The organism is Nonomuraea sp. NPDC049649, from assembly GCF_040675175.1.
Lineage (GTDB): Bacteria > Actinomycetota > Actinomycetes > Streptosporangiales > Streptosporangiaceae > Nonomuraea.
In genome coordinates this window covers 290,565-304,788 of record NZ_JBFAOH010000001.1, presented here as the reverse complement: position 1 = coordinate 304,788, position 14,224 = coordinate 290,565, and the positions used below count along the sequence as shown (strand labels likewise).

General features: G+C 72.6%; 15 protein-coding genes and 1 tRNA gene. 8 read left to right on the top strand and 8 right to left on the bottom strand.

Going from position 1 to position 14,224, the window contains the following annotated elements; genetic code table 11:
* Positions 1–10: 10 nt before the first annotated feature.
* Together AB0J42_RS01450 and AB0J42_RS01445 are read left to right on the top strand one after the other, a co-directional pair.
* The gene (locus AB0J42_RS01450; protein ID WP_364287158.1) at positions 11–286 is read left to right on the top strand and encodes a 4a-hydroxytetrahydrobiopterin dehydratase; all 276 of its coding nucleotides are present in this window, start codon (positions 11–13) and stop codon (positions 284–286) included.
* 28 nt (positions 287–314) lie between these two features.
* Positions 315–863 (top strand): superoxide dismutase family protein, encoded by a 549-nt coding sequence (locus AB0J42_RS01445; RefSeq protein ID WP_364287155.1) that lies wholly within the window; start codon positions 315–317, stop codon positions 861–863.
* On the opposite strand, the gene AB0J42_RS01440 is transcribed toward AB0J42_RS01445, so the two are convergent.
* The gene (locus AB0J42_RS01440; protein ID WP_364287152.1) at positions 856–1,845 is read right to left on the bottom strand and encodes a serine hydrolase; all 990 of its coding nucleotides are present in this window, start codon (positions 1,843–1,845) and stop codon (positions 856–858) included. The two genes, AB0J42_RS01445 and AB0J42_RS01440, sit on opposite strands and share 8 nt — an antisense overlap.
* A 38-nt stretch (positions 1,846–1,883) precedes the next feature.
* On the opposite strand from AB0J42_RS01440, the gene AB0J42_RS01435 reads away from it, so the two are divergent.
* Positions 1,884–3,080, top strand: a complete 1,197-nt coding sequence (locus tag AB0J42_RS01435) for a histidine kinase (RefSeq protein ID WP_364287149.1) — start codon at positions 1,884–1,886, stop codon at positions 3,078–3,080.
* Positions 3,073–3,741, top strand: coding sequence for a response regulator transcription factor (locus AB0J42_RS01430; RefSeq protein WP_364287146.1), 669 nt, complete (start codon positions 3,073–3,075; stop codon positions 3,739–3,741). The genes AB0J42_RS01435 and AB0J42_RS01430 overlap by 8 nt, the downstream gene beginning before the upstream one ends.
* Here AB0J42_RS01430 and AB0J42_RS01425 read toward each other — a convergent pair.
* On the bottom strand, positions 3,738–4,583 hold the full coding sequence (locus AB0J42_RS01425; protein ID WP_364287143.1) for a fused MFS/spermidine synthase: 846 nt from the start codon (positions 4,581–4,583) through the stop codon (positions 3,738–3,740). The genes AB0J42_RS01430 and AB0J42_RS01425 overlap by 4 nt on opposite strands.
* Positions 4,584–4,610: 27 nt before the next feature.
* Here AB0J42_RS01425 and AB0J42_RS01420 point away from each other — a divergent pair, with 27 nt between their 5' ends.
* The 4 genes from AB0J42_RS01420 (at position 4,611) to lat (ending at position 8,758) form a co-directional block, all read left to right on the top strand.
* The gene (locus tag AB0J42_RS01420; RefSeq protein ID WP_364287140.1) at positions 4,611–6,143 is read left to right on the top strand and encodes a penicillin-binding transpeptidase domain-containing protein; all 1,533 of its coding nucleotides are present in this window, start codon (positions 4,611–4,613) and stop codon (positions 6,141–6,143) included.
* A 20-nt stretch (positions 6,144–6,163) separates the two neighbouring features.
* Complete coding sequence (locus tag AB0J42_RS01415) at positions 6,164–6,808, top strand: hemolysin III family protein (RefSeq protein WP_364287137.1); 645 nt, start codon at positions 6,164–6,166, stop codon at positions 6,806–6,808.
* A 60-nt stretch (positions 6,809–6,868) separates the two neighbouring features.
* Complete coding sequence (locus AB0J42_RS01410; RefSeq protein WP_364287134.1) at positions 6,869–7,396, top strand: HdeD family acid-resistance protein; 528 nt, start codon at positions 6,869–6,871, stop codon at positions 7,394–7,396.
* An 81-nt stretch (positions 7,397–7,477) separates the two neighbouring features.
* On the top strand, positions 7,478–8,758 hold the full coding sequence (gene lat / locus AB0J42_RS01405; protein ID WP_364287132.1) for an L-lysine 6-transaminase: 1,281 nt from the start codon (positions 7,478–7,480) through the stop codon (positions 8,756–8,758).
* A 19-nt stretch (positions 8,759–8,777) separates the two neighbouring features.
* Here the strand turns inward: lat and AB0J42_RS01400 are convergent, their stop codons facing one another.
* The 6 genes from AB0J42_RS01400 to AB0J42_RS01375 form a co-directional block, all read right to left on the bottom strand.
* Positions 8,778–9,005, bottom strand: a complete 228-nt coding sequence (locus tag AB0J42_RS01400; RefSeq protein ID WP_364287129.1) for a response regulator transcription factor — start codon at positions 9,003–9,005, stop codon at positions 8,778–8,780.
* A 153-nt stretch (positions 9,006–9,158) separates the two neighbouring features.
* Positions 9,159–9,234, bottom strand: a tRNA-His gene (locus AB0J42_RS01395).
* Between the two features lie 67 nt (positions 9,235–9,301).
* Positions 9,302–9,895: an oligoribonuclease gene (gene orn / locus AB0J42_RS01390; RefSeq protein ID WP_364287127.1), complete on the bottom strand. Its 594-nt coding sequence runs from the start codon at positions 9,893–9,895 to the stop codon at positions 9,302–9,304.
* 71 nt (positions 9,896–9,966) lie between these two features.
* Complete coding sequence (locus AB0J42_RS01385) at positions 9,967–11,139, bottom strand: DUF2510 domain-containing protein (protein ID WP_364287124.1); 1,173 nt, start codon at positions 11,137–11,139, stop codon at positions 9,967–9,969.
* 37 nt (positions 11,140–11,176) lie between these two features.
* A complete protein-coding gene (locus AB0J42_RS01380; RefSeq protein ID WP_364287122.1) occupies positions 11,177–12,541 on the bottom strand; it encodes a hypothetical protein in 1,365 nt (454 codons plus the stop codon).
* Between the two features lie 90 nt (positions 12,542–12,631).
* The gene (locus AB0J42_RS01375) at positions 12,632–14,224 is read right to left on the bottom strand and encodes a protein kinase (protein ID WP_364287119.1); all 1,593 of its coding nucleotides are present in this window, start codon (positions 14,222–14,224) and stop codon (positions 12,632–12,634) included.

Here is a 14,224-nt window from a genome sequence, read left to right as displayed (position 1 = left end):
CAGTAGGGACATGGACGTCGAGCAGAAGCTGCGTGAGCTGCCGGAGTGGCGGCGCGAGGGCGACGAGATCCGGCGGACGATCACCGCCCCCGACTTCCCGAGCGCCATCCGGATCGTCGACGAGATCGCGGTCGAGGCCGAGAGGCTCAACCACCATCCCGACATCGACATCCGGTGGCGCACCCTCCACCTGGCGCTGACCACCCACGACCAGGGCGGCCTCACCGAGCTGGACTTCACGCTCGCGGCGCGGATCGACACGATCGCCGCCAAATACGTTACGTAGCGGGCCGGTTACTGATAAGAGTGGGGGCATGCCCAGACGCCTGCCCGCGCTCCTGATCGCCCTGCTCGCCACCGGCTGCGGCGCCAGCCCGCCGCAGCTCGCCCACCCGGCCGACGGCCCGGTGTCGGCCACGACGCTGAGCGGCAGCGGCGTGTTCACCGACGACGACACCTCGGCGATCGCTTACGACAGGAAGCTCGCGCCCAAAGGCGCCCAGGCGAGCCTGACCGCCGAGTCCTCCGGCGGCCAGACGATCACCTCGCTGGTGGTCGAGGGCTTCCTGCCGCGCCGCACCTACGGCGCCCACCTGCACACGAACCCGTGCGGCAAGTCGGGCGCCGACGCGGGCCCGCACTACCGGCACCGGAAGGACGGCCCGGCCAGCCCCGACAACGAGATCTGGCTCGACTTCGAGACCAACGCCTCCGGCGAGGGCCGGGCCACCGCCCGCCACCCGTGGGGCTTCGACCCCGCCTCGCCGCCCCGATCCCTGATCGTGCACGCCAAGCCGACCACGAAGACCGGTGCCCACGCGGGCGACGCCGGCGACCGGATCGCCTGCCTGACGATCAGCTAGCCGCCAGCGCGAAACCGCCCCGCGCCAGCGCCAGGAACTCCTGGCCCATCTTTCCCTCGTCGAACGGCGACTCCGGGCCGACGCCCATCAGGGTCACGACGTACGTCCGGCCGCCGGTGGTGCGCGCCCGGAAGCTCAGGTCGTACACGCCCGGCTCGGAGCCGCCCTTGAACCACACCTGCCGCCACCGGTCGCGCGGCAGCCCGAGCCCGGCGTCGTTAGCGGACATCACCTCGCCGACCCGCCCGTCGTCCAGCCGGGCCAGCTCGGCGTAGGCGCGGCAGACATCGGCGGGGGAGGCGAACCACTCGATGGTGTCGATCTCGCGCGGCTCCGGCCAGGGCCTGATGTCCGAGAGCGGCACCCCGGCCACGGTCCCCGCCAGGTAGGCGCGCTTGTCCCGGGTGTTCTTCGACAGGTACCGCCCGGCCAGCTCGGGGTAGCGGGCGCCCTTGAGGACGAACAGCTCCCTGGTGGTCAGCAGCGGCGTGTTGCGGCGGTCGTTCCCCTTGGTCCAGGAACGTACGGTGCGCTCGACCGCCTCGCGTCCAGCCTTGCGGATCAGCAGGTCGGTGGCGGTGTTGTCGCTGATCGAGATCATCAGCTCGGCGGCCTCCAGCACGGTCACCCGGCTGCCGTCGGGGCGGTCCTGGAGCCGCCCGGTCGGCAGGCTCTTGACGTCCGGCGTGATCGTCAGCTCGGTGTCCCAGCCGTACGCGCCCTTCCTGATCTGCTCGGCGACGGTGCCCAGCACGTACAGCTTGACCATCGAAGCGAGCGGGCGGCGCACATTCGCCGCCACGCCGCGCACGGTGCGGCAGGTGCGGCCCTTGACCTCCGCCGCGACGAACCCGGCCTGCGGCGCGGCCGCGCGCAGCCGTCGCTCCAGTTCCTTCCAGCTCGCCGGGGCGGGCCGCGGGGCGGGCGGTTCGGAGAGCCGCAGCCCGCTGATCAGCCCCGCGCCGTCGACGGACAGTTCCATCCGGGATCGGCCAGCTCACCGTCTGGGTCCTCGGCTACGTGGTCCTCGGCGGGCTGGTGCTGCGCTGGCGGCGCAGCCGGCCGCCGGAGCGGGCCCAGTACGGCTGGATGGTGGCCGGGACCGCCGTCAGCCAGGCGGGGGTCCTGCTGATGTCCGCCGTCCTGCTGGGCGGTTCAGGTCAGCAGTGGGTGGGCTTGGTGGGGGTGCTGGCCATGCTGGTGGCGCTGCCCGGCGCGATCGTGGTGGCGGTCGTCCGGCACCGCCTGCTCGACATCAGGATCGGCCTGCGCGGCTCGCGGCTGCTGCTGGTGTTCGACGTACGGCCGACCGTGGGGGAGGTGCTGTCCAGCCTCGCCCCCGAGCTGGAGGGCAGCGCCGAGCCGGGGGAGCAGCTCGGCGCGCTGGCCGCCGCTGTCCGCACCGGGCTGGACACCCGCTGGGCCGCCGTCACGTCCGCCGACGGCCGGCGGGTGGTGTCCGGTGAGGAGGACGGCCCGGCGGCGCTCACGGTGCCCGTGCCCGGGGGCCGGGGAGCCATCGAGTGCGGCCCCCGGACGTCCGGCCGCCTGTCGGGCGAGGACCGGCGCTTCCTGGAGGCGCTGGCCGTGCCCGCCGGGCTGGCCCTGCAGAGCGCCGCGCTGGCCACCCGCCTGGTCAACGCGCAGGAGGCCGAGCGGCGGCGCATCGAGCGCAACATCCACGACGGCGTGCAGCAGCAGCTCGTCGCCCTCATCGCGGGCATCGAGCTGGCCCGCGCCACCGGGGGCGGCGCCGAGACGCTCGGGCACCTGCGCGAGCAGGCCCGCCAGACCCTCGCCGACCTGCGCGACCTGGCGGCGGGCATCCATCCGGCCGTGCTCAGCCAGGGCGGCCTGGTGGAGGCCGTCGAGGCGCGCTGCTCCGGGCTGCCGGTGCCCGTCCAGGTGTTCGCCGTCCCGGAGCTGCGGGCCGAGCGGTTCCCGGACGGGGCCGAGGGTGCGATGTACTTCACGGTGAGCGAGGCCGTGGCCAACGCGCTCAAGCACGCGGGGGCGGCCAGGATCGAGGTGCGGCTGTCCAGCGGCGACGGGCGGTTGCGGGCCGCGGTCTCCGACGACGGCAAGGGGTTCGAGGTGCGGCCCGGCGTGCTCGCCACGCTGGCCGACCGCCTCGGCGCGCTGGGCGGCGGGCTGCGGATCGGGAGCGAGCGCGGAAAGGGGACGCGGGTGGACGCCTGGGTGCCGGTCGATGGGTGAGGCGATCAGGGCGGTGCTGGCCGACGACCACTACCTGGTGCGCGAGGGCGCCCGGCAGCTGCTGGAGACGTCCGGCGAGGTCACCGTCGTCAGCGCGGTCGGCGACGCGGACGAACTGCTCGACGCCGTGCGCAGGCTCCGGCCCGACGTGGTGGTCACCGACATCAGAATGCCCGGCGGGGCCTGGCGGCAGGGCTTCGAGGGCATCGACGCCGCGCACGCGGTCCGCGCCGGGCACCCGGGCGTCGGGGTCGTGGTGCTGTCGCAGTACGGTGACGCGCTGTTCGCGCTGGAGCTGTTCAAGCACGGCACCGAGGGCTTCGCCTACCTGCTGAAGGACCGGGTCGGCGATCTCGACGAGCTGCTCGGCGCGATCAGGGCGGTCGCCTCCGGCGGCTCGGTCATCGACCCCAAGGTCGTCGAGGGCCTGATGGCCCGGCACCACGTGCGGGGCGGGCCGGAGTCGCTCACCCCGCGCGAGCGCGACGTGCTGCGCGAGATGGCCCGCGGCCGGTCCAACGGCGCCATCGCCCGGGCCCTGCACCTGTCGGTGTCGTCGGTGGAGAAGAACGTCAACTCCATCTTCGCCAAGCTCGGCCTGGAGAACAGCGGCGACGTGCACCGCAGGGTGGCCGCGGTGCTCGCCTACCTCAAGCCCTAGTCGAAGAGCGCCGCGGGCGGCACCGGGGCCAGCACCGGGTCGCCGTCCTTGATCGGGGCGGCCCCGGCGATGAAGTTCTCCAGTTCCTTCCCGGACACGCATCTGGCCTGGGTGAGGCCGCCCGCGGCGCGGCGGGTGAGCAGGCGGAGCGGCAGCTCTTCGCGCGAGGCGGCGACGATCAGGTTGCCGAAGCGGCGGCCGCGCATCACCCCCGGCTCGGCCATCAGGGCGACGTGCCGGAAGGCGCCGGTGATCCCCGCGAGCAGGCGCCGGGCGAAGGCCAGGCCCTGGCCGTCGGCGAGGTTGACCAGCAGCGTGCCGGAGGGGCGCAGGATGCGGGTGATGTCGCCCAGATACTCCTGTGTGGCCAGCTCCACCGGCATGCTGGCGCCCACGAACGCGTCCAGCACCACCAGGTCGGCCGAGTCGTCCCAGACCTTGGCCGTGCCCTCCCGGCCGCCCGCGATGATCATTTTCAGCTTGGGCACCGAGCGCAGGGCGAGCTGCTCGCGGACCAGGTTCACCAGGAGGCCGTCGGGCTCGATCACGATGTGGCGGGAACCGGGGCGGGTGGCCGCGACGTAGCGGGGGATCGTGCAGGCGCCGCCGCCGACGTGCACGCAGGTGAGCGGACCCTCGTCGATCAGGTCGATGACGTCCGCCATGAGTCGGACGTACTCGAATTCCAGAAATGTCGGGTCTTGCAGGTCCACATAGGACTGCGGTACGCCATCCTTGAGCAGCATCCAGCCGTCCTGCCTGTCCAGATCCCGCAGCAGCTCCACCTCGCCGAAGGTCACCTGGTAATGGCCGGGCGTCGGTTCCCTCTGACCACGTGCCACGATTCATCTCCTCCTGGGAGAAACCGTATGCGACGCAGAAGGTTGTTCGTGCTCTTAGGGGCGGTCCTGGCGGTCGCCGCCGCGGTCGCGTTCGCGGTGTCGGCCGCGGGCGGCGTGGTGGGCAGCGCCGCCGAGACCGCGACCGCGTACTTCCGCTCCTGGGAGGACGGCGACGTGGCCGCCATGTCCCGCCTGGTCGACCGGCCGCCGGAAGACTTCCGCGCCTGGCACGAGGCGATGGGCGGGGCGCTCGGCGTCGAGCGGCTGCGGCTGGAGCCGGGGAAGGTCAGGAGCACCGGCGAGGAGACGGCCGAGGTGCCGTTCCACGGGGTCAGGGAGCTGGAGGAGCTGGGGGAGTGGCCGTTCGACGCCACGCTCCGGCTGGTGGTGCGCGACCGGCGCTGGAAGGTGGACTGGCGGCCTGACACCCTGCACCCGCTGCTGACGGACGGCCGCACGTTCCACGTGGTCGAGGTGTTCCGGCCCCCGGCCGAGCTGGTGACGAGCGAGGGCGCCAAGATCCCGCAGAACAACTACGCCGAGGCCTACCTGCAGCCGCTGCGGGACTTACAGGAGGAGCCGGAGCCGGGGTACGCGCTGGTCCTCAGGACGCCGGGCGAGCCGGAGAAGGAGCTGCTGAGCGCCGTGCCCGACGGCGACGTGCAGCGGACCACGCTGTCGCGCCCGGTGCAGGCCGCCGCCGCGCGGGCGCTCGACGGGAGGGCGGACACCGCCATCGTGGCGATCCGGCCCAGCACCGGCGAGATCCTGGCCGTGGCCGACCGGCTGAAGGACAACTACAGCGCCTTCAAGGACACCTTCCCGCCCGGCTCCACCTTCAAGGTCGTCACGGCGGCGGCCCTGTTGAGGGCCGGGCTGGACCCGGCCGCCCAGGTCGCCTGTCCCGGCACGTACACGATCCCCTTCCACCGCGCCTTCCGGAACGACGGCGAGGTGGCGCGCGGGACCCTCTCCTTCCTCGACGCGTTCGCGTACTCCTGCAACACCACCTTCGTCAAGGAGTCGATCGACCGGCTGGCCGTGCCCGACCTGCCGGAGACGGCGGCGCGGTGGGGGTTCGGGCGCGCGCTGCCGACCGGTGTGGGCGGGTTCTGCGGCACGGTCGAGCAGACCGACGACCCCGACCTGCGCGGCGCGAACGCCATCGGGCAGGGCTCGGTCGTGGCCAGCCCGCTCTGCATGGCCACGGTGGCCGCCGCGGTGCAGAGCGGCACCTGGCGGGTGCCCCGGCTGGTGCCGGCGGAGGCGGCGGCCGACATCGACGGCGCCGGGTCCGGGCCGGTGGAGCTGGACCAGGGCGTCGTCGCGGGGCTGCGGCAGATGATGCGGGCGGTCGTGGACCACGGGACGGCCGCGGGGGCGGGGCTGCCCGCGGACCTGTCCGGCAAGACCGGAACGGCCGAGGTGCCGGGCGGGGCGCCGCATGCGTGGTTCATCGGCTACCGCGGTGACCTGGCCTTCTCGGTCTTCGTCAAGCACGGCGGGGCGGGCAGCACGGGGGCTCTGCCGATCGCCCGGCGCTTCCTCAACGGGCTCTAACCTACGGTACCGTAGGTTTCATGACGACGATCACCGTTAAGCCCAGATTGCGGGGGTGGTTGCACGCGGGAGCGTTGCCCGTGACGCTGATCGCGGGGATCCTGCTGGTGGCGCTCGGCCCGACCCTCCAGGCCCGGCTCGCCTCGGCGATCTACGCGATCACCTCGGGGCTGCTCTTCGGCATCTCGGCCACCTACCATCGCGGCACGCTCGGCCCCCGGCTGGCCGACTGGCTGCGCCGGTTCGATCATGCCAACATCTATCTGATCATCGCGGGCACCTACACGCCGTTCGCGCTGCTCGCGCTCGACGGCGTCGCGCGGGCCGCCGTGCTCGGCGTCACCTGGGGCGGCGCGCTGGCGGGCGTGCTGTTCAGGGTGCTCTGGATGGGCGCGCCGCGCTGGCTCTACACGCTGCTCTACCTCGCGCTCGGCTGGACGGCGATCTTCGTGATGCCGCAGCTCCTGCACGGCGCCGGGGTGGCCGCGGTGGTGCTGGTCGCCGTCGGCGGCGTCTTCTACAGCGCCGGGGCCGTCGTGTACGGGCTGCGCAGGCCGGATCCGTCGCCCCGCTGGTTCGGCTATCACGAGGTGTTCCACGCCTTCACCCTGGCCGCCTACCTGGTGCAGTACATCGCGGTCTCGATCGTGGTCTACTCCCAATGATCACCATTTCTTGACCGTGCCGAGGGGTGCCCCGGCGAGCCGCGCGGACATCAGGGAGGAATGGAGCATCTCGCACGCACCTGGTGGCTGCCGCTCGTCCGGGGCATCGTGGCCATCCTCTTCGGCATCCTGGCGCTGATCTGGCCGGCCATCACCCTGCTGGTCCTGGTGACGTTCTTCGGCGCGTGGGTGCTCGTGGACGGCATCTTCTCGATCTTCTCCGCGTTCCGGCACGGGGCGCGCTCGCGGGTCTGGGCCGTGGTGGTCGGCGTCATCGGGATCCTGGCCGGCTTCGCCGCGCTCACCTGGCCGGGGATCACCTCGCTGGCGCTGCTGTACGTCGTCGCCTTCTGGGCGATCCTCACCGGCCTCGCGGAGATCGTGGACGGGATCCAGCTCCGCAAGGTCATCGAGAACGAGTGGACGCTCATCCTGGGCGGCGCCCTGTCCGTCGTCTTCGGCGTGCTGCTCCTGATCTGGCCCGCCGCGGGGCTGCTCAGCATCGTCTGGCTGCTGGGGATCTTCGCTGTTCTGTACGGGATCGCGCTGGTCGCTCTGTCGATCAGGTTGAAAAAAGTCACGACATAGCGGCGTCTGTCCGTAAATATTGTGGATACATCGCGGCTATGGTGGGGAATATATGGCGTGTCCGGCTATCGCGGAGGAGACATGGACGTTCACGCCCGCCTTGCCCGCCATCTGCTCGTCGACGGATACCGACTCGTACTCGATCTCGAACGCAGCCAGGGCTCATGGCTGGTCGACGCCCGCGACGGGCGCCGCTACCTCGACTTCTACACGTTCTTCGCCTCCGCCCCGCTGGGCGTGAACCCGCCCTTCGACCCCGAGGTCACGCGGCTGCTCGGCGAGGTCGCCCGTAACAAACCGGCCAACCCCGACATGTACACCGAGCACCTGGCCGACTTCGTCGACACCTTCACCCGGGTGCTCGGCGACCCCGCGCTTCCCCGCCTGTTCTTCGTCGAGGGCGGCGCGCTGGCCGTGGAGAACGCCCTCAAGACCGCGTTCGACTGGAAGAGCCGGCGCAACGAGGAGGCCGGCCGCCCCCGCGAGCTCGGCACCCGGGTCCTCCACCTCACCAAGGCCTTCCACGGCCGCAGCGGCTACACCCTGAGCCTCACCAACACCGACCCCGTCAAGACCGACCGGTTCCCCGTCTTCGACTGGCCGCGCGTCGACGTGCCCGCCATCCACTTCGGCGACGTCGAGGCGGCCGAGGAACGCGCGCTGGCCCAGGCCCGCGCCGCCTTCGAGCGCCACCCGCACGACATCGCCTGCTTCATCGCCGAACCCATCCAGGGCGAGGGCGGCGACAACCACATGCGGCCGGAGTTCCTCCAGGCCATGCAGGCCCTGTGCCACGAGTACGACGCGCTGTTCGTCCTCGACGAGGTGCAGACGGGCGGCGGCACCACCGGCACCCCCTGGGCCTACCAGCAGCTCGGGCTCGCCCCGGACATCGTGGCCTTCGCCAAGAAGGTGCAGGTCGGCGGCATCATGGCCGGGCGGCGGGTGGACGAGGTGCCCGGGAACGTCTTCCAGCAGAGCGGGCGCATCAACTCCACCTGGGGCGGCGGGCTGGTCGACATGGTCCGCAGCCGCGCCATGCTGGAGATCATCGAGCGCGACGGGCTCATTCCGCGGGCCGCCGCGCTCGGCGCGACCATCCTGGAGCGGCTGGCCAAGCTGGAGGCCGAGCATCCCGGGACCGTGTCGGGCGTCCGGGGCCGCGGGCTCATGTGCGCCTTCGACCTGCCGTCGCCCTCGGACCGGGACGCCCTGATCGCCCGCCTGCGGGAGGAGGCCGGCGTGCTGGTGCTGCCCTGCGGGCCCCGGTCGGTCCGGCTGCGCCCGGCGCTCAACATCCCCGAGGCGGACGTCGACCACGGCCTCACGGCTCTCTCCGGCCTCCTGGAGAGCGCCCCCTGAGTGCGGGGGCGCGCGCAGGTCACTCGGTTGAGCGGGAACGCCAGAGGCCGATGGCGCGGACGCGGGAGTCCACGCCCAGCTTGGCGTAGATGCGGTTCACATGGTTCTTGACGGTTTTCTCGCTGAGGAACAGCCGCTGGGCGATCTGGCTGTTGGACTGTCCTGTCGCGATCAGATCCATGACCTCGGCTTCACGCTTGCTCAGAGACGTGAAAGCGCCGTTGAACGCTGCGTCGTCGACTCTCATCCGGCCTCCGGGCGGCAGACGGTCAGATCGCCGAGTCCCCCCGAGCAACCGGCGTTGGCGGTAGACAGCGAGCATAACTCGCATTGACAGGTTTTTGGGGACTTGTCGGAAGAAAACGCCGATGGCCGGCCCCGAAGGACCGGCCATCGCACCTGGGGTGAGTGAAGGGACTTGAACCCTCGACATCCAGGACCACAACCTGGCGCTCTGCCAACTGAGCTACACCCACCATCGCGCCGCCCGATCAGGCGGCACATGAGAATTGTAGCGGTGTTCTGGAGTCGTCACGCCATCCGTTAACCGCTGACGCGTTCCGCGAGGGCGCGCGCCGTCGCGGAGTCCGGGCCGGGATGGCTGACGAACACCGCTGCTCGATAGTAACGCAGCTCGCGGATGCTCTCCAGGATGTCGGCCAGGGCCCGGTGTCCGCCCTGCTTCTCGGGCGCGGCGAAGTAGACCCGCGGATACCACCGCCGGGCCAGCTCCTTGATCGAGGACACGTCGACCATCCGGTAGTGGAGGTACGCGTCGACCCCGGGCATGTCCCTCGCCAGGAACGTGCGGTCGGTGCCGATCGAGTTGCCGCAGAGCGGCGCCTTCTTCGGCTCGGGTACGTGGCGGCGGATGTAGTCGAGCACCAGGGACTCGGCCTCGGCCAGCGTGACCCCGGTCGCCAGCTCCGGCAGCAGGCCCGACGCGGTGTGCATCTCGCGGACCACCTCGGACATCTGCTCCAGCGACTCCGGCGGCGGTTTGATGATCACGTCGACGCCGTCGTCGAGCTGGTTCAGCTCGCTGTCGGTGACGATGCACGCCACCTCCACGAGCGCGTCGCGCCCGAGGTCGAGACCCGTCATCTCGCAGTCGATCCAGACCAGCGAATCACTCATGCGTTCTCCTCGCCGCAGCGGCTCGGAAGTTGATCCGCCCGCTTACCATGTCACCAGCCTAGTGCCCCGCGTCACGCGGGCCTGAGCGACTTCAGCACCGCGTCCAGCACGTCGGTGCCGAGGTTGTCGGGCACCGAGGCGAAGAGGAGCGCGGGCCGCTGGTTCTCGCCCATGTCCATGAGCACGACCGCGCCGTTCTCCTTCTTCCACGCGTAGCCGTTCGCCTCGGAGACCCGGGTGAAGTCCAGCTCGTACTGGACCAGCCACGCGTCCCGGTCACCGATCTTGAAGGCCTCGTCCTTGACGACCCTGCTGGTGTGCTGGAGGGAGTAGAACCTGCTGTTGAAGTCCGCGTACACGACCTTCGCCGTCAGCCCGAGCCCGGTGGGCCCCGCGTACGGGTAGCCCTCGCCGAGCGGCCCGGTGAAGACGTTGCCGATCCAGTTGCCCCGGCCGTCGAACTCCGCCTGCGAGAGCTTCTGCACCCCGCTGGTCCACACCTGCGCGCCCGGCTCGGGGTTGTTCACCTCCGACGCCCGCGACACCTCCCAGCCCTCCGGCACCTCGTACGAGATCCCGAGCTGGGTGTCGGTGATGCGCCCGTCCACCGGCTGGGGGAACTCGCCGGTGCTCTGCGGCGGCGGGGCGGTCGACGGGGCCGGGTCCGGTGTCCTGGTCTCCGGGGGCGCCTCGGTGGTGCTCTGCGGCGGTGTCGGCATGGCGGTCCGGTCGGCGGTGTTGTTGACGAAGACGACGGCGGCGATCACGAGCACCGCCACTACGACCACCGCCGCCGCACCGCCGATGATCCACGGCACCGGGTTGGTCCGCTTCCGCGGCTCGCCGTAGCCGGGGCCGCCCCACTGCGGCTGACCGTAGGGCCCGGGCTGCCCGTACCCGCCCGGCTGGTCGTGCCCGTACCCGCCCGGCTGGTCCTGCGGGCCGCTCTGACCGTACGCCCCGTACGCCCCATAAGGACCGGACGGCCCGGCCGGGGGCGGCGGGGTCTGGACGGGCGGCTGGCCGTAGGCGAGCGTCGGGTTGGCCCCCGCCGGTGGCCAGCCGGGTTGCTGGTTACCGAACTGCTGCTGGGGCCCGGAGGGTTGCTGGGGCGCCGGCCCCTGATCGGTGGGGCCCTGCTCCATCGGGTGGGTGGCGTCGGTCCACTGGTTGCCGTCCCACCACCGCAGTTGCGGAGAGCCGTACGGGTCGGGGTACCAGCCCGCGGGGGTCTGCGAGGTCATGCACGTCAGCGTAGTAAACAACCGGTTTGGTGCGCATTCAGCACTTGTAGGTAAAGGTCGCCTTCGCGGTGCGTGCCGGGCCGGGCGACGTCACCCGCAGCGTGGCGGTGGCCTTGGTGGTGCGCTTGCCCTGGAGCCGCCACGTCAGGTCCACGTCGTAGGAGGTGGTGCCGGCGACGGCGCGCAGCGTGCCCTTCTCGACGTCCTTGGCGAGGTTCATCCGCCACTCGTAGCGGATCTCGCCGGCCCCGCCGTTGGTGTCGATCGTGCCGCTGATGAACGCGTCGCTGTCGCAGCCCAGCGTCTTCTCCGCCGCGCTCACGCTCACCTGCTCCACCGCCACGGGCGGATCGTCACCAGTCAGCCGGAACCAGGCCACCGCGGCCCCGGCCATGACGACGGCGAACACCAGCGCCGACCCGATCGCCCGGCGCCGCCGCGCCCGCGCCGCCTTGGCCGAGGGGACGCCCTCGCGCCAGATCCGCTCGGCCGCCGACTGCGGCTCGGCCGCGCCGACCCCCGGGCCGAAGCGCACCGCCTCCGCGCCGCCGGGGCTGGGGTGGGTGGTCGCCTGGCCGCGCGGCGCGGTGCCGCCCTCGCGCCGCGGGACGTGGAGCAGCGTGACGATGTCCCCCTCGTCGCGCTCCTCTTCCTGTCGGTACGAGGGAGCCTGCGCGAACGCCGACTGACCCCGGGCGGCCTGGGCCAGCCGGTCCCGGGTGATCGCCCCGCCCGGCAGCGCGTGCGGCTCGGCGAGCAGGACGCTCCTGGCCGCCGCCGGCCCCTGGGTGGTGGCCACCGCGGCGGCCCGCTCGAACAGCGCGGCGGCCTGCGGGGTGTCGCGGCGGCAGGCGGCGGCGAGCCCGCGCGCCAGCGCCGCCCAGCCGGACACGTCGCGGACGGGCTGCGCGTTCTCGCCCCGGATGGCGTCGCCCAGCCCCCGCTCCGACAGCAGCGCGGCGCCCTCGGCGGTGACGACCACGGTGCCCGGGTGGACCGAGCCGTGCGTCACCCCCGCGGCGTGCAGCGCCAGCAGGGTCTGGGCGGTGTCGGCCAGAACCGCCGCCGCGCCGGACGCCTCGATCGTGCCGGCCGCCAGCAGGCTCGACAGGGTGGGCGTGACCGCCTGCGCGGTGAGCAGCCACACCTGGTCGCCCGCGGCCACCACGTCGGCGACCGGGATGAGCCCGGTCAGCCCGCCCATGACGAGCCGCCGGTCGGTCAGCGCCGCCTCCACCACCCGGTCGCGCACCCCGGGCCGCCCGATGACCGTGGAGTCGAACAGCAGTGCCCCGGCCCTGCGGCCGTCGGGCGAGATCGCGTCGATCCAGTTGCCCAGCTCGGTGATCCAGGTGTGCTCGGTCAGCGTGAACCCGGCGATGCCGTGTCTCGGACTGTTCATCCTGCCCCCCGGAGCGTCAGATCTCTCTGCGGTGACGTCCCGACACGCGTCGCCTCACGGACAGTGTGACGGGAACCGCGCCGGACGTCACTAGTCGATGATCACCGTCGGCGTCGTCGGAGGCCTGGGCGGTGTCTCGTCGTCGGTCGGGGTCTCGGTCGGAGTGGACGAAGGGGTGGACGGCGGCGTGGACGGCGGCCGGGTGGGCTGCGCCGTCGGCCGCCGCGTCGGGGCCTCCCGCGTGGGTGTGGCGGAGGGCTGCCGCGGGGTGGCACTGGTGGTGGCCCGGTCCCCGGTGCCGGCCTTGCCGGACAGCCGGGTCGGCGGCGTCTCGGCGGGCGTGCGCGTCGGGGTCCGCACGCTGGTCCTGGTCGGCCGGGGCGTGGGCTTCCTGGTCCTGGTGGGGGTGACCGTGGGACGGGCGGAGGGGCGGGCCGTGGACGGGGTCGTGGGGGCGCCGGTCGTCGGCGGCGTGACCGGCGCGGCCGTCTGGGACGGCTGCGGCGTCGTCTCCTCCGGGGTGGGCTCCGGCTCCTCGGAGGGCTCGGCCTCGACCGGGTCCAGCTCGTCGATCTCCGTCGGCTCCGGGATGGAGAGCGACGGAGTGGGGCTGCCGGTGGTGGCCTGGGCGCGCAGCTCGGGGTCGCCCTTCCACGGGTTCACCACCACGACCGCCAGCGTGATCGCCACGCCGACGCAGGCCGTGGTGATCACGGCCTTGGCGGGCACCTTGCCCAGCAGCCGCGCCGGACCGTCGAAACGGGTCTCGGCCAGCGTGGTGTGCGCCTCCGCCGGCGGGTTCTCCGGCGGCACCGGCCAGAGCGTCAGGAGCAGAGCGGCCAGCGCGGCGAGCCGCCGCCTGCCGCGCTCCTCCCAGTCCGCCCCGTACGCGTCGCGGGCGGCGGTCTCCAGCTCGATCAGGAACTCCTGGGCCGACTCGGGCCGGTCGGCGGGGTTCTTGGCCAGGCCCCGCTCCACCAGGCCCTGCAGCCCCTCCGGCACCTGATCGACGGGCGGCGGGGCGGCCAGGTGCTGCCGGGCGAGCGCGGCCAGGTTGGTCGCCTGGTAGGGCCGGGCGCCGGTCAGGCACTCGAAGAAGACGACGGTGGCGGCGTACACGTCGGTCGCCGGGGTGGCGGGCTCGTCCGACCACTGCTCCGGTGCCATGTACGGGGGCGTGCCCGCCGCCTCGGCCCCCGCGCCGGCCGTCACCGCGATGCCGAAGTCGACCAGCTTGGTCGCGCCGTCGCCCTCGACGATGACGTTCTCCGGCTTGTAGTCGCGGTGCACGATCCCCATCGCGTGCGCGTCGGCGAGCCCCTGCAGCGACCCCTTGAGCACGGTCAGCGCGGCCTCGGGCCCCGTCGGGCCCTCCGAACGGAGCAGCTCGCGCAGCGGGACGCCGTTGACCAGCTCCATGACGATGGCCGAGCCGCGCCCGCTCTCGATGTAGTCGATCAGCCGGGCGTGGTGGCGGCTGCGCATCGCGCTCAGCAGCCTGGCCTCCTGGCGGAACCGGGCGACGAAGCCCACGTCGTCCCTGAGCCGCTCGGACAGGTACTTGATGGCGACCCCGGTCCCGTCGTGATCGCCGGTGGCCAGGACCACCCGGCCGGAGGCGCCGCTGCCCAGCTCGCGGACCTCGGTGTAACCGGGGACCACCCAACGCTCATCGCCGAACAT

Bases quoted from the DNA above. Each gene is read 5' to 3' on its own strand.
- AB0J42_RS01385 (WP_364287124.1), bottom strand. From the start codon at position 11,139: ATGACCTCGCAGACCCCCGCGGGCTGGTACCCCGACCCGTACGGCTCT.
- AB0J42_RS01445 (WP_364287155.1), top strand. From the start codon at position 315: ATGCCCAGACGCCTGCCCGCGCTCCTGATCGCCCTGCTCGCCACCGGC.
- AB0J42_RS01440 (WP_364287152.1), bottom strand. From the start codon at position 1,845: ATGGAACTGTCCGTCGACGGCGCGGGGCTGATCAGCGGGCTGCGGCTC.
- AB0J42_RS01410 (WP_364287134.1), top strand. From the start codon at position 6,869: ATGGAGCATCTCGCACGCACCTGGTGGCTGCCGCTCGTCCGGGGCATC.
- AB0J42_RS01450 (WP_364287158.1), top strand. From the start codon at position 11: ATGGACGTCGAGCAGAAGCTGCGTGAGCTGCCGGAGTGGCGGCGCGAG.
- lat (WP_364287132.1), top strand. From the start codon at position 7,478: ATGGACGTTCACGCCCGCCTTGCCCGCCATCTGCTCGTCGACGGATAC.
- AB0J42_RS01420 (WP_364287140.1), top strand. From the start codon at position 4,611: ATGCGACGCAGAAGGTTGTTCGTGCTCTTAGGGGCGGTCCTGGCGGTC.
- AB0J42_RS01430 (WP_364287146.1), top strand. From the start codon at position 3,073: ATGGGTGAGGCGATCAGGGCGGTGCTGGCCGACGACCACTACCTGGTG.
- AB0J42_RS01375 (WP_364287119.1), bottom strand. From the start codon at position 14,224: ATGTTCGGCGATGAGCGTTGGGTGGTCCCCGGTTACACCGAGGTCCGC.
- orn (WP_364287127.1), bottom strand. From the start codon at position 9,895: ATGAGTGATTCGCTGGTCTGGATCGACTGCGAGATGACGGGTCTCGAC.
- AB0J42_RS01380 (WP_364287122.1), bottom strand. From the start codon at position 12,541: ATGAACAGTCCGAGACACGGCATCGCCGGGTTCACGCTGACCGAGCAC.
- AB0J42_RS01415 (WP_364287137.1), top strand. From the start codon at position 6,164: ATGACGACGATCACCGTTAAGCCCAGATTGCGGGGGTGGTTGCACGCG.
- AB0J42_RS01400 (WP_364287129.1), bottom strand. From the start codon at position 9,005: ATGAGAGTCGACGACGCAGCGTTCAACGGCGCTTTCACGTCTCTGAGC.